This window comes from Leptospira congkakensis, assembly GCF_004770265.1.
GTDB classification, from domain to species: domain Bacteria; phylum Spirochaetota; class Leptospiria; order Leptospirales; family Leptospiraceae; genus Leptospira_A; species Leptospira_A congkakensis.
Genome location: NZ_RQGQ01000004.1, coordinates 1 through 13,027, shown reverse-complemented (window position 1 = coordinate 13,027; position 13,027 = coordinate 1). Strand labels below are relative to the sequence as shown.

12 protein-coding genes are annotated in these 13,027 nt (G+C 40.5%); 7 read left to right on the top strand and 5 right to left on the bottom strand.

Annotation, left to right across the window (positions count from 1 at the left end):
- Positions 1 to 5: 5 nt before the first annotated feature.
- The 4 genes from EHQ70_RS01020 to EHQ70_RS01005 are packed head-to-tail and all read right to left on the bottom strand — an operon-like array spanning position 6 to position 3,473.
- Entirely contained in the window at positions 6 to 563 is a 558-nt protein-coding gene (locus EHQ70_RS01020) for an LIMLP_12425 family protein (protein WP_135584285.1), read from the bottom strand.
- Between the two features lie 4 nt (positions 564 to 567).
- Positions 568 to 1,173, bottom strand: a complete 606-nt coding sequence (locus EHQ70_RS01015; RefSeq protein WP_039926724.1) for an RNA polymerase sigma factor — start codon at positions 1,171 to 1,173, stop codon at positions 568 to 570.
- A gap of 60 nt (positions 1,174 to 1,233) precedes the next feature.
- Positions 1,234 to 3,057 (bottom strand): DNA mismatch repair endonuclease MutL, encoded by a 1,824-nt coding sequence (gene mutL, locus EHQ70_RS01010; RefSeq protein WP_135583127.1) that lies wholly within the window; start codon positions 3,055 to 3,057, stop codon positions 1,234 to 1,236.
- A 41-nt stretch (positions 3,058 to 3,098) separates the two neighbouring features.
- On the bottom strand, positions 3,099 to 3,473 hold the full coding sequence (locus EHQ70_RS01005) for a Fur family transcriptional regulator (RefSeq protein ID WP_135583126.1): 375 nt from the start codon (positions 3,471 to 3,473) through the stop codon (positions 3,099 to 3,101).
- 104 nt (positions 3,474 to 3,577) lie between these two features.
- Here EHQ70_RS01005 and EHQ70_RS01000 point away from each other — a divergent pair, with 104 nt between their 5' ends.
- Genes EHQ70_RS01000 through EHQ70_RS00990 form a run of 3 tightly spaced genes read left to right on the top strand, consistent with a single transcriptional unit; the run spans position 3,578 to position 7,632 of the window.
- A complete protein-coding gene (locus EHQ70_RS01000; protein WP_135584283.1) occupies positions 3,578 to 4,057 on the top strand; it encodes a flavin reductase family protein in 480 nt (159 codons plus the stop codon).
- A 9-nt stretch (positions 4,058 to 4,066) separates the two neighbouring features.
- Positions 4,067 to 6,313, top strand: a complete 2,247-nt coding sequence (gene purL, locus EHQ70_RS00995; protein ID WP_135583125.1) for a phosphoribosylformylglycinamidine synthase subunit PurL — start codon at positions 4,067 to 4,069, stop codon at positions 6,311 to 6,313.
- A gap of 32 nt (positions 6,314 to 6,345) precedes the next feature.
- The gene (locus tag EHQ70_RS00990; RefSeq protein WP_135583124.1) at positions 6,346 to 7,632 is read left to right on the top strand and encodes a hypothetical protein; all 1,287 of its coding nucleotides are present in this window, start codon (positions 6,346 to 6,348) and stop codon (positions 7,630 to 7,632) included.
- Here the strand turns inward: EHQ70_RS00990 and EHQ70_RS00985 are convergent.
- Entirely contained in the window at positions 7,620 to 8,183 is a 564-nt protein-coding gene (locus tag EHQ70_RS00985; RefSeq protein ID WP_135583123.1) for a penicillin-binding protein activator LpoB, read from the bottom strand. The genes EHQ70_RS00990 and EHQ70_RS00985 overlap by 13 nt on opposite strands.
- Positions 8,184 to 8,608: 425 nt before the next feature.
- On the opposite strand from EHQ70_RS00985, the gene EHQ70_RS00980 reads away from it, so the two are divergent.
- The 4 genes from EHQ70_RS00980 to EHQ70_RS00965 all read left to right on the top strand — a co-directional run bounded on the left by EHQ70_RS00980 (position 8,609) and on the right by EHQ70_RS00965 (position 12,479).
- Entirely contained in the window at positions 8,609 to 8,986 is a 378-nt protein-coding gene (locus EHQ70_RS00980; protein ID WP_135583122.1) for a hypothetical protein, read from the top strand.
- Positions 8,987 to 9,296: 310 nt separating this feature from the next.
- Positions 9,297 to 9,902, top strand: coding sequence for a hypothetical protein (locus EHQ70_RS00975; protein ID WP_135583121.1), 606 nt, complete (start codon positions 9,297 to 9,299; stop codon positions 9,900 to 9,902).
- A gap of 1 nt (position 9,903) precedes the next feature.
- Complete coding sequence (locus EHQ70_RS00970) at positions 9,904 to 10,161, top strand: DUF8156 family protein (protein ID WP_135583120.1); 258 nt, start codon at positions 9,904 to 9,906, stop codon at positions 10,159 to 10,161.
- A gap of 23 nt (positions 10,162 to 10,184) precedes the next feature.
- Positions 10,185 to 12,479: a DNA polymerase domain-containing protein gene (locus EHQ70_RS00965; protein WP_135583119.1), complete on the top strand. Its 2,295-nt coding sequence runs from the start codon at positions 10,185 to 10,187 to the stop codon at positions 12,477 to 12,479.
- Positions 12,480 to 13,027 lie beyond the last annotated feature (548 nt).

Sequence of the window (13,027 nt, the reverse complement as noted above, 5' to 3'; positions counted from 1 at the left end):
AGATTTTATCTTTCTACAGATTCAATAAGAAGTCTTAATTCATCAGCAGAAGACTCCCTTCCTGTTTTTTCATAATACAATTCGAGTTCTCGAAGTCCGTAAACAGCTCCAGGAGCCGATCGCAAACGATCAAGTAACACGCGTTTTTGGTAAGATTCATTTAGATCAAGGCTTGTTGGTTCGTATTGGTAGTTGTTTTGTTCAATCACAACACCAGCCGTATCTTGATTTCCAGCAAGAGTTGGTTCTTGAGAACTGCGGCTCACAAGAATGAACACTAGACTTAAGGCCATCACAGCAGAAAAGGAATACTGAACGGTTCTGTTTTCGATTAGGTCTCGGAAAGTGAAGGAGATCTTTTGATTGGGTTTGTCGATGGTGACGGATTCAAGAAGGTTGAAGAGGCGGGTGTCGAAGTCTTTTGACATTCTAGGAAGGATGGTGTCTTCCTTTTCCTTCACACGCTGAAAAAGAGAACAAATCTTATTTTCCAAAACCACGTTGTCTGTCTCTTCTGGGAAGAGAGCTGGATATTGTGAACGAAACCAATCTTTTAAATTCATAAACTTATTTTTCAAAGAACCCTTCTCCCTTGTCATCTTTCTGGATGAGGTGCTTTAAAAACTCCTTCGCCTTGAAGAGACGACTCTTAACAGTACCTACATTGCATTCCATGATTTCAGCAATTTCGTTATACGAAAGATTTTCGAAGTAACGAAGTTCCAAAACCTGTTTGTAGGAATCTTCCAAGAGTGCGATCTTATCCATTAGATAACGAGACTCTTCAGAAAGTTCCAATTTTTTTTCATATCCGACACGAGAATCCACAAATTGGTTATCTCCCGAGTCATCCATGGGTTTTTCCCGACCCCTTTTCTTCTTAGCGAGCAAATCCTTGGACTTATTCACCACGATTCGGTAGAGCCAAGTATAAACCCCTGCCTCCGCGCGGAAGTTTTGAATGGATTTATAACCAGAAATAAGGGCGTCTTGGACAATATCCTCCGCATCGTCTCCATCTTTTACCATGGAAACAGCTTTGCGGAACAATCGTTCCCGGAAAGGGGACACTAAGGTCATGTAGGCAGTAGGATCCCCTGCTTTGATCTTTTGGAGGAGGATTTTTTCCTTCTCCCGCAGGGTCATATTTTTGCCTTCTAGGGGGCGTGGCATCAGGCCTAGAATTTCGAATCCTAGAATTCTATCAATGTTTTTCGGTTGTTTGTTCGTGCTTTAGATCCGGTGAAACATGGTTTCTAGATCTTTTCTTGTGAGTTTGATGAGAGTGGGCCGACCGTGGGGACAAAGGGATGGATTTTCGCAATAGGATAATCTTTGTAAAAGTTCCCCGATGATGGGGTCAGAGACTTGGTCTCCCTTTTTGATGGCAGAACGACAAGCCACACATTTGGCCATTTCATCATAGAGTTCTTTGTCTTCCGGATCTTTTTGTTTGAACCTCTCCCATAAATCCAAAATGGTCTCTGTTTCTTTCCCTGGGTCAATGTAGGACGGCACTTCTCGGATGAGAATGGTTCCTCCCGAAAAAGGTTCCAGAGTGATTCCGAGTTCCAAAAACCGAAACCGTTCTTCTAACATCTCTTCGGCTTCTTCTTTTGTCAGTTCCAAGCGAATGGGTGTGAGTAGACTTTGAGACTTATACGCTTTGGACTTTAGGTCTCGTAAAACCTCTTCGTAACGAATCCTTTCATGGGCCGTATGTTGGTCGATGATATAAAGTCCATCCTCGGCTTCCGCAAGGATGAAGGTCTCAAAGAGAACCCCATAATGTTTTTTAGGAACAAAAAGATTGTGTTTGGTGAGATTTTCTCCTAACAAATGCAAGTTGGTTCCTGCACCAATTCCTTCCAGGGAAAATCCTTGTCTTCCTTCAATGGAACTTGGCCCGATGAGTGTATCTCCATCGGTTTGGAGGTTTCCGAACATCCCTTGTCCAAATCCAAATCCTGGGCCACCAAACCCAGCCCCTCCGGCATAAGATTCTCCCCCACGATTTTCATAGGGAATGGGCATCGAAAGTCTACGTCGCATTTCTAAAAATTCCACAGGGGTGGAAGTTCTTAAAACTTCAGTGATCCCTTGGAAAAGAATTCCTGTAATGGTTTCTTCTGATAAAAACCGAACCTCTTTTTTTTGCGGATGGACATTCACATCCACAAACTCACGTGGAAGATCAAAAAAAAGATAAGCATAAGGAAAGGCACCACTGGGAAGGAGTTCTCCATAACAACGTTTGAGAATTTGTGCCGAAAACTTTAATTCCACAGAACGGTTGTTCACAAAGAAAAACTGTCCTGCTCGAGAGGATTTATAAAAATCAGGATGAGAGATCCAACCACGTAGGGTCATTCCATTCCGACTGGAATTCACCGGCAAAAGATGGTCGCGTAAATTCTCGCCATAAACCGATAACACTCTTTCCAAACCGTCTTCGGGAACTACATTCAAAACTTCCTTTCCGTTTTGCAAATACCGAAAACCAATTTTTGGTTCAGAGACTGCCATGGTTTGAACTCGGGACCTATTTTTTTTCTCTTCTCCCGTTTCTGTTTTTAAGAATTTACGCCTAACGGGTGTATTATAAAATAAATCTTTGATTTCAATTTTGGCTCCCAAGAAAAAAGGAATTTCTTCCTCTGCCACGATTTTCCCTTCTTCGACTGTCACGCGGTAGGCGGTGCGATTTCCCTCTGTCCCTGATTCCAAAACCATCCGAGAAACAGAAGCAATGGAGGCAAGAGCTTCGCCCCGAAACCCAAAAGTAAATAGATGTTCTAAGTCATGGAAGTCTTGGATTTTGGAAGTGGCATAACGTTTGATGGCAAGAGGTAAATCCTCTTTTTGGATTCCATGTCCATTGTCGGAGATAAGGATCCTACCGAACCCAGCGGAATCGGTAGCGATTTCTATCTTCGTGGCACCGGCATCGATGGAATTTTCGATGAGTTCTTTGAGAATCGAATGGGTAGATTCAATCACCTCTCCGGCGGCAATTTGGTTGATAAGATCCGCCGAAAGTGAATGAATGATGCCCATAGGACAATCATGGGATAGGGAACCTCCCTATCCAGAAAAATTTAGAGTGAATTACAGTCCGCGCAGGTGCCAGAAACCACGACGTCTACGTGTTTCACTTGGAAACCTAGGCCCTGTAAATCAGTTTCATCGCTGAGTTTCAAAGGGGCTACATCCAAAACCTTTCCGCAATCGGAACAAAGCAAATGGGAGTGGTCATCTAAAAACGCATCATAACGAACCGAATCCGATTCGATATTGAGTTTGTTTACCATCTTGTGTTCCACCAAGTATTCCAAAGAATTGTAGACAGTGGCAAAACTAATTTTGTCAGCTTTCCCTCTTACGGATTCAAAAACCATCTTTGCAGTGGGGTGGTCTTTTCTTTCTCTTAGGTCATTAAAAATTAGTTCTCTATGTTTTGTGAGTGCTTTCATACTATTGCCTTACCCCTAAATCATCCGCAAATAATCAAAGGGTCAAATGGAATTTGGTTTTTAGAATCCTTCCAGAAATTGATATTTGTCAATACCGAGGTTTTATGCCAACACCCATCGACCAATTTAAAACTTCCCTTTCGCTTTGGGCGAGTGGAGTTTGTGTGATTACGTATGAATCAAAAGAGAAAAAAGGCGGAATTACTGTTTCTAGTTTTTCTTCTGTTTCCTTAGAACCGCCGTTAGTTTTATTCTGTTTGGCCAAAGACTCTAGCGCCAAAGAACCCATCGAAAAAGCCGGAAACTTCGTGGTGAATATTCTTTCTTCCGAACAAAAACAAATTTCCGCTGATTTTGCTTCTGGTTCCCTGGACAAAGCGGTTGTTTTGGAAGGACTGAAACCAGGAACTCTTTCCACAGGTGCCCCGGTTTTACCGGATACCTTGGCCTCACTCGACTGTACAGTGAACCAAACCATCGATGCCGGGGACCATTGGATCCTCATCGGTCTTGTGGAAGCTGTGGTCACCAGAGAAGGTTCTCCACTCCTCTACTTCAATCGCAATTATAGGGAACTCGTTTAAGGAATCAGTATGGAAAAAGAGAAAGTTAGTCTGGAAGATGCAAAAGAACACGGACTTACAGAAACTGAATTTGTAGAGATCCAAAAGATCTTAGGAAGAATGCCAAACTCTACGGAACTGGGAATCTTCTCCGCCATGTGGTCGGAACACTGCTCTTATAAAAATTCAATTTTAAAATTAAAAACACTGCCTACAAAGTCGGACAAACTTCTAGCACAAGCTGGGGAAGAAAATGCCGGGGCTATGGACATTGGTGATGGTCTAGCCGTTGTTTTCAAAATCGAAAGTCACAACCACCCAACGGCCGTAGAACCATACCAAGGTGCAGCGACGGGAGTTGGTGGGATCATGCGAGATATTTTCACTATGGGTGCTCGTCCCATCACTTCTCTCAACTCACTTCGGTTTGGTGACCCAAAAGAACCACGTAATAAATACTTACTCACTCGTGCTGTGAAAGGAATTGGAGACTATGGCAACTCTCTTGGGATTGCTGTGGGTGGTGGGGAATTATTCATCCATCCTACATTCACCAAAAATCCTCTTGTGAATGCAATGACAGTGGGAATTGCTCGTCATGACCAAATGGCTTCTGCTTCTACCAAAGGAAAAGTAGGATTCAAAGTTTACATTGTGGGTGCCACAACAGGACGAGATGGAATCCATGGGGCAAGTTTTGCTTCCAAAGACCTCACGAAAGAATCCGAAGAAAAAAGATCCGCAGTCCAAGTGGGTGATCCCTTTATGGAAAAACTTCTAATGGAAGCATCCCTCGAAGCCATCCAAAAGAATCTCCTTGTGGGAATCCAAGATATGGGAGCGGCTGGAATTTCTTGTGCTACCTCTGAAATGAGTGCGAAAGGAAAAACCGGAATGGATGTGGACTTAGACAAAGTCCCTCTCCGTGAATCAGATATGAACGCTTACGAAATTATGCTTTCAGAATCCCAAGAACGAATGCTTGTGATTCCAGAAACAGGAAAGGAAGAAGAACTGGTTTCTATCTTTCATAAATGGGGATTGAATGCAGTAGAGATTGGAACAGTCACTGGTGATGGGATCCTTCGCATCCGAAAAGATGGAAAACTCAAAGCTGAAATCCCAGCAGACTCACTCGTACTTGGCGGGGGAGCTCCAAGATATGTAAGAGAAGAGAAAAGACCAGCTTACCTCGATGAGGTGACAAAGTTTGATCCAACAAAAATCAATGATTTATCGAAAGATACAGTTTCCCAAACTCTAAACACCCTTCTTTCCTCCTTAAATATCAGTTCCAGACGACCTCTCTATGAGCAGTATGATACGGAAGTGGGACTTGTAAAAGTAGTAGAACCTGGGGAAGATGGTGGACTTGTGCGGATTCCCGGAACTAAAAAAGGAATTGCTGTCGCAACGGACTGTAACTCACGTTACACGTATCTTAACCCATACGAAGGGGCACAAATTGCCGTTTGTGAATCGGCAAGAAACGTTGCCTCTACGGGAGCGGAACCTTACGGGGTCACAAACAACCTAAACTTCGGAAATCCTTACATCCCAGAAAACTATTATATCTTTAGTGAATGTGTGAGAGGACTTGGGGATGCTTGTCGTTTCCTTGGACTTCCTGTAACTGGTGGAAACGTATCTTTCTACAATGAATCGCCAGAGGGTCCCGTGTTCCCAACACCTACCATTGGTATGGTGGGAGTGATTGATGATGTAGCAAAAGGAATTCATACCTACCCTCGCACTGAGGAAGAAGTAGTGTATGCCCTTGTGGGAGAATTCCAACCTACCATCTCCGCCTCCGAATACCTTTACCGTTTCCATGGCCTAGACACAGGAAAAATTCCAACCATTTCTCTTGTTAAGGAAAAAGCGACCATTGACACTCTCATCTCTTGCCGTAAAGAAGGACTTCTCACTTCCGCAAAAGACCTGTCACTCGGTGGCCTTCTTGTAGCACTTGCTAAAATTGTAATTTCTGGAGACAAGGGACTCGAAGTCAACTTAGAAGGATTACAAAAAAGTTTTTCACGCCTAGACGAACTTTGTTTTGGTGAAACAGGTGCTTCTTTTGTTGTGAGTTTCCTGCCCCAAGACGAAGAAAAAGTCAAAGAAAAATATACCAAAGCAGGACTTGGTTTCACAACTCTAGGTAAATCCAATTCCAAATCTTCTCTTTCTGTCAAAGGAAATGGATTCCAATGGGAATGGACTTCCAAATCTTTAGAAACAGAATTTGAAGCTGGGCTCAAAGGTTATTTCGAATAGACAAAACTAAATTTTGTTAAAGGATAGGCCGAATGCGCCTATCCTTATATTCTTTTGTTTTATTATTACTTTGTATCCAATGTACAAGTATCGCCAAACGACAAGAATATGAAGACTCCCTCCGCGCTTACAAAAAAGCCAATCTAGAAAAGGCAATTGATTACTTACCCACAGAAGAACGAAAAGGTTTTATTGCGATTCTCGAACGAGCTCATTTGAGTTTTTTAAAAGGCGAAAAAGACTACAAACATTTGCAAACTTTAGCCGAAGAAAGTAAGGAACGCCTTCGTTTTAGTGCCTCAAGATCCCTAAAATCTTTTTTCTATATGGAAACAGAAGAAGGATACTACGCCTCAGAAGCAGAAATCATCTACCTCCACATCCTCCTTGGTTTGTATTATGTAAGAGCCGGTGAATTTGATAAAGGAAAAATCCAAGCTAGGTATGCCGGAAACTTACTCAGTGGGGAATGGAGTGCGGAAGGCCAATTTGATGATCCCACCTTACGACTATTACTTGCCTCGCTTTGGCTATCCACTGGTTCCATCGAAGAAGCCAAAGTGGATTTTAGAAAAGCAAGCCAATTGAAACCCCAATCGAGTATTTTACGTGCGATGGCAAATGATAGGTATTCCGAAAACGAAGAATTCATTTTAGTATTTGGGGGCCCTGGTGCTGAACCTGAGATGGATCCATCAGTAAACCTCAACTTCATTCGAGGGCTTAGAAATTTAAAATTTCGCCAAACAGGAAAACAAACCCCACTGATGGTTGTGGATGGTGGAAATAAAACCCCACTTGTTTTGGAAAAAGATACTCTAGGTTGGTATGAACGCCACCTAACTCGCGATAACGAAATCGCAGAACTCATCCAAGACTCTAAATACTTTCAATTGGTTTCTGCCAGTGCCCTAAAAGAAGGAACCAAAGGAACAGTCAAAGTCACAGCCGCCATCCTTGCAAGTGGCACCATCGTCGCCTTTGGGGCTGGACTCGTTTATGTAGGTGTCAAAGTGAATTCAAATCAAGTAGGTGCTCTCGGTATCTTAGCGATGATTACTGGTTTCAAACTCGGTGCCGAGTGGATCGAGACCTCTTATGACGACGCAAGAAGGAATATGAGAAAAGATTTAGATATTTCTGATGAATATCGATATGTCCGTTTTTTTCCAGAATATGTTTGGATGGGAAAATCCAAGTCTGCCCTCGTTTCGCCGAAACTTCAAATGCATCCAGAGACCTTACCTTACACTTTAAGTCCTTCTATGGGAAAAATCAAAGTTCGATTTGGTTTTTTCCCAGACAATCAAAGGCCGTAACCTTCGACACGACTTGTTTTTAAAAAATTAGTTTGTTCTGACCAAACTATTTGGTTGGTTTCCAAACTCACAAGGAAAAGTGTCACTGTGATGTATTGGATCCGAGACCCGGATTCATAATTCACCACTTCATTGATCTCACCTTTGATTTTATGAGAAGGTGATTTGAACTTTCCAACCGCCAAACGCGATTCAGACGATACCATTCCCGTTTTTCCAAATGCCATCTCTGCACTTGCCTCTCCCCTAATGGACGTATCCACAAACGGAACCTTGTCTTTTGTAAGTTGGTTTAGAATTTCGTTACTGATGAGTTTGGTATCAATATGTTCTGAGGTAGAATTTTGGATTGCCTTCCATTCTAAATACCCAGTTTTCAAATCAGCCTTATAATAAGTGGATAAGGAATGGCTCATACTTCGAGCCGTTTCTTTGACTTCCAAAACTCCCCATTGTTTGGTGGCCTTGGCCTTATCTATTTTTTGGTAGGAAACAGAAGAGCAGCTAACAAATAAAAACGGAAACAAGAGTGAGAAAAATAAAATGCGCATTGGGGAGAGTTTGGTGGGGGTTCGGGAGTTTGGCAAGAAAGAATGTGGGAATATAGTATCCCCGCCCGATTTGAGGGTGGGGAACTAGACCCGCCACCCAATGGTTCACACTTACCACGAACGGCCTAAACTTTCCACCTCAATCAACATCCTTCAAATTTTTTATATTAAAAAGTTCATACTATGACTTAAGGCCAGTGTATGATTTCCTTTTGGGCGCCTCCACCCCGTTAGTGGAGATGGCTCTCATATATCACGGACCGGGCTACTTCGGGGTGCGCGTTCGCTCCCGTCTGCCAAAGGCAGACCAAGCCCTCCGTAGTCCTGGCGCGAAGAAAAGCACGGTAAATTACATATTTGATCCTTTCTGACCAAAATATTGTCTTGAAACTTTCTCTTTTCTTTTCAGAATGCTGGATTAACTTATGGGTAAATTTTTAATTCGTTTCAGCTTCCTTCTCATCCTCCTCGCGATTCTTTTTGCGGGTTACACTTGGCTCACTCTTCAGTGGAGTTATTCCGAAGGAGATCGTGCCGGTTATATCCAAAAACTGTCCAAAAAAGGTTGGGTTTGTAAAACTTGGGAAGGAGAAATGGCCCTTGTCACTATGCCTGGAACAATGACAGAAAAATTCTACTTCAGCATTCGGGACGAGGCCATAGCCGAACAATTAAACGATTCCATTGGCAAACGAGTGGTTTTAGAATACGAAGAACACATTGGAGTTCCTTTTAGTTGTTTTGCCGAAACCAGCTATTTTGTGACCGGAGTCAAAACCGTCCAAGAAGTTCCTCCTCTATAAATCCTAAGCTCTGATCCATCGGTAACTTTTAGAAAGTCACTAGATGAATCCATTTTTACGACTGTAACTCTGGGACCGGAGGCAATCTCCGGCCGCGAGAGTTCCCCCTTACCTTTCTAGAAATTTCCCACCCTCGCCAGTTTCATTTTCGGATAGTCCGTAGCATTTTTCCAAATCGAAACAAACCGCCTACCAACCCTCAGTTTTCCCGTAAAAAAGGTAAGTGACTTACTTTTTCCAGTAAGTGAAAAACGAAACTTACTGAGAAATTACACTTTACATATTTTTACTATACAAATAAATAGTATCTATGATTCTCACTGAAGCATCTCCCATTTCTGCTGATGTTTACGAACCCATCAAAAACTGGAACCAAAGAGATATCGGTTTACTCACCGGAGAAAGAGGAATGTACAGGCTGGCTCATTATTGGCAGTATGCCATGGTTTGTTCAGGGTTTCAGGTTTTCAATCTAGACTGTGCCATTCGATTTAATCCCTTCACCATTGCCGAAGAAACCAGAAGACAAAATTTACAACCAGAGCCATTTTTAGAACAAATCAAAGTTCAAAGGGCCTTCACCCCCTATCAAATATTAGATGCACTAAAAACAATTCTAAGTTTAAAAGAAGAAAACACAATCTACTTTCTGTTAGCTCCATGTAAACAATTTCTAGATGGAGATGTCAAAGAAGACGAAGGTTTGTTTTTATTAAACCGGATGTTAGAATTTATAGAAAAATTTCCCGGCGAAAATGTCCCACTACTTATCATCGAATCCTGGACTTATACACATAAAAATTTTCAAACTTTTTTTCCAAAACTACTACGGACCACCCAAAACCTATGGGAACTCAAAATGGAAGAAGGCCTCTCTCGCATTCGTACAAGAAAAACTTCAATCACAGGATTTTAACATGGGAAGAACCATTGCCCCCTACTCTCGCCAAATGTTACAGATAGAAGGAAACTTATCGGATTTTCGAAGATCTCTCCGAAGACAAGACCAAGAAATTTTCGATGAGCTAATGAGAACTTCCAAATTGCAAGTGCAAGCCGGTGTTATGGCCTCTCTACCGTATCCAATTGACTCCATGATCCTATCCATGCTCATAGAATTAAAAAAAGAGGTGAACGAAATCAAAAAAGACCTACAGAAAATCCCCGACAAGTGACTACGCATTAAAGTAAAAAGATTATGGAAACATTCAAAGGTTACTTGTTTGATATCTACCACTCTGAACAAAAAATCTACCTTTGGATAAGGTCTCACGAAGGAGAACTTCGATTATTTTCTGATGAGTTTTTTCCAACAATCTACATTCACGCATCCAAAAACATTCTTCAAAAGTTAGTAAAACGATTTTATGAGTTAAACGCGTTAGCAGAAATCCCCACTTTCACAGAAAAACTTCTCTTCTATGAAAACAAAAAAGTCTCAGTCTTAAAATTAGTAATTTCTAAACCACAACTCCTACCCAAAATCACAAGGAAACTTTTTAATCTCTATGGAAAATACGATATCTATCATTCTGATATCGAGATCACGACGGGTTATATGTTAGAAAAAGAGATCTACCCGCTAGCTTATTTAGAAATAAGTTACGAAAAAAAACACAACCAAAATCAAATTAGAAACATTCAGTGTTTATCAGATATCCATGATTTAGATTACGAAGTTCCAAACTTTAGGGTAGTCTCTCTCTACTTAGAAAAAAGCCAAAGGATCTCTTTAGAACACAACACACTCATTGTTGAAATCAATTCCGACAAGTATAAAATACCAACAAACAATTCTACAAATCTGATCCATAAACTAAATCAAATATTCAAAAAATATGATCCTGATATAGTTCTCACCTCCTACGGTGACCAAATTCTATTTCCTTATCTCTTTAAAGCTTCACAAGAAAATCATATACCAATTGAATTTGATAGAGACAAAACAAGCACAATCAGACGTTCGATACAAACACAAGGAACTAGTTTTAATACTTACGGGACAATCGTGTTTAGAGCACCATCCTATCCGTTGTTCGGTCGATGGCATATAGACTCAAAAAACGGATTTGTTTACAAAGAAGCAGACCTTATGGGAATTATTGAGCTTGCTCGTATCTCTCGTTTACCAATTCAAAAGATGGCAAGAGCATCAACAGGAAAAGCTCTCACATATATTGAGGTAGATGTAGCACTACGTATGAACTATCTTGTCCCTTGGCAAAAAAGTGCATTAGAGGCTCCAAAAACAGCGTTGGATCTTTTAAACGCAGATAAAGGAGGACTGGTTTTTCAAGCAGACATTCAAAATGGATTTGTATTAGAAAATGTTGCTCAATTAGATTTTTCTCAAATGTATCCCAAAGTGATGGTTACACACAATATATCTCCCGAAACAATCAATTGTTTGTGTTGTAAAGACGATTATGAAGTAGAAATGGTTCCATCTTTAGGATATCGAATCTGTAACAAAAGAAGAGGTGTTGTTTCTGAAGCACTCGCACATGTCATAGAACGCAGAGCCCATTATAAAAAACAATGTAAGGAACCGAGCCAGACCAACAAACATTATATAGAACAAAAACAATCCAGTTTAAAATGGATGTTGGTTACCTCTTTCGGATATTTGGGTTACCGGAATGCAAAATTCGGAAAACTCGAAAGCCATGAAGCAGTAACAGCTTTTGGAAGAGAAAAATTAATTTTGGCAAAAGAAATTGCAGAAGGCTATGGATACAACCTAGTGCATGCAATTACAGATTGTATCTTCATTCAAAAAAAAGATAAATCACCAATCAGAGAAGAACACCTTCAAGAAATTTGCCAAACAATAAAAGTAAAAACAAAAATAACAATGGATATAGAAGCTATCTTCTCCTGGTTATATTTTCCACCATCTACTCAAGATGAAAAAATGCCAGTTGCCAATCGTTACATGGGAAGATTCAACGATGGACATTTCAAAGGAAGAGGAATCGCCTTACGGAGAAAAGACTACCCTTATTACATAAAAGCCGCACAACAGGAAATGATTCGGTGGATGTGTCAGTTTGAAACGATAGCTGATATGCAATCAAGAGAAACTGAAATTTTAGAAATCTTCAAAAAATATGATGCCCCACTCTCAAAAGGTGATGTTTTCTGGAAAGAGCTCCTCATACTAAGATCCACTTCTCACGATCCGGGAGATTACAGTGTAGACGCACCTAGTGCGGTGGCAGTTAAAGACCTATTAGAAATGGGGATCAATGTCCAAGCAGGAGAAAAAATTCGTTATTTAGTAGTAAACCAAAAATCAGAACAGAAAGGAAAACGCTACAAAACCGAAGAAAGAATAGAAAGTAAAAACCCACAAAATCTATTAATCTACGATAAAGTCTATTATCGAAAACGACTACTCGCTTCATTCAAAGAAATCTGGGCAGGAATTTCCAGTTTCAAAGATTTCAACGAATTGATTAGCGACGAACAGCTATTACCATTCAAGTTTTAGAAATAAACAAAATAAAAAAACAAACTCATTACAATATGCAAATTTACTTTTATTGCATGAATTGAAAAAAAATTCAATAAAATGAGTATAAAAAATACCTGTTAGATGAGAATTTCGATAACTCCTTCAAAAAACGTTTGCGCAAACTATATTACAAAAAAGACTCAGATTCGTTTTTACATCTGGGACTCAGGGGGCGGAGCTATGCCCTAACAGATAAAACAAACTATTTGGAGAGAATAGACAGGAATAATATTATGTCTCATACTGAGGGGAAGTAGCAGATTACAATCCAAAACATGCCGCTTAACGAGATACAATAAACAACGCCAAATGCGAAATATACGCAATTCAGATATTCTCTGTATTTTACGATAAAGACGAAAATCAGATAACCGCTATATGAAAGAATTATATGAAAATATACTCAAGAAGCTACCAACTAGTAAGAAATATTAGAAATACAGAAAAAGTTCGTTAGTTGCAATATGCTAGATTTCGTTCTCGTCAGGTTTCTTTATTTTACTTTTTTATTTATACGGAAGTCT

Coding starts and splice junctions, on each gene's coding strand:
- EHQ70_RS01020 (WP_135584285.1), bottom strand. CDS start 563: ATGAATTTAAAAGATTGGTTTCGTTCACAATATCCAGCTCTCTTCCCA.
- EHQ70_RS01015 (WP_039926724.1), bottom strand. CDS start 1,173: ATGCCACGCCCCCTAGAAGGCAAAAATATGACCCTGCGGGAGAAGGAA.
- mutL (WP_135583127.1), bottom strand. CDS start 3,057: ATGGGCATCATTCATTCACTTTCGGCGGATCTTATCAACCAAATTGCC.
- EHQ70_RS01005 (WP_135583126.1), bottom strand. CDS start 3,473: ATGAAAGCACTCACAAAACATAGAGAACTAATTTTTAATGACCTAAGA.
- EHQ70_RS01000 (WP_135584283.1), top strand. CDS start 3,578: ATGCCAACACCCATCGACCAATTTAAAACTTCCCTTTCGCTTTGGGCG.
- purL (WP_135583125.1), top strand. CDS start 4,067: ATGGAAAAAGAGAAAGTTAGTCTGGAAGATGCAAAAGAACACGGACTT.
- EHQ70_RS00990 (WP_135583124.1), top strand. CDS start 6,346: ATGCGCCTATCCTTATATTCTTTTGTTTTATTATTACTTTGTATCCAA.
- EHQ70_RS00985 (WP_135583123.1), bottom strand. CDS start 8,183: ATGCGCATTTTATTTTTCTCACTCTTGTTTCCGTTTTTATTTGTTAGC.
- EHQ70_RS00980 (WP_135583122.1), top strand. CDS start 8,609: ATGGGTAAATTTTTAATTCGTTTCAGCTTCCTTCTCATCCTCCTCGCG.
- EHQ70_RS00975 (WP_135583121.1), top strand. CDS start 9,297: ATGATTCTCACTGAAGCATCTCCCATTTCTGCTGATGTTTACGAACCC.
- EHQ70_RS00970 (WP_135583120.1), top strand. CDS start 9,904: ATGGGAAGAACCATTGCCCCCTACTCTCGCCAAATGTTACAGATAGAA.
- EHQ70_RS00965 (WP_135583119.1), top strand. CDS start 10,185: ATGGAAACATTCAAAGGTTACTTGTTTGATATCTACCACTCTGAACAA.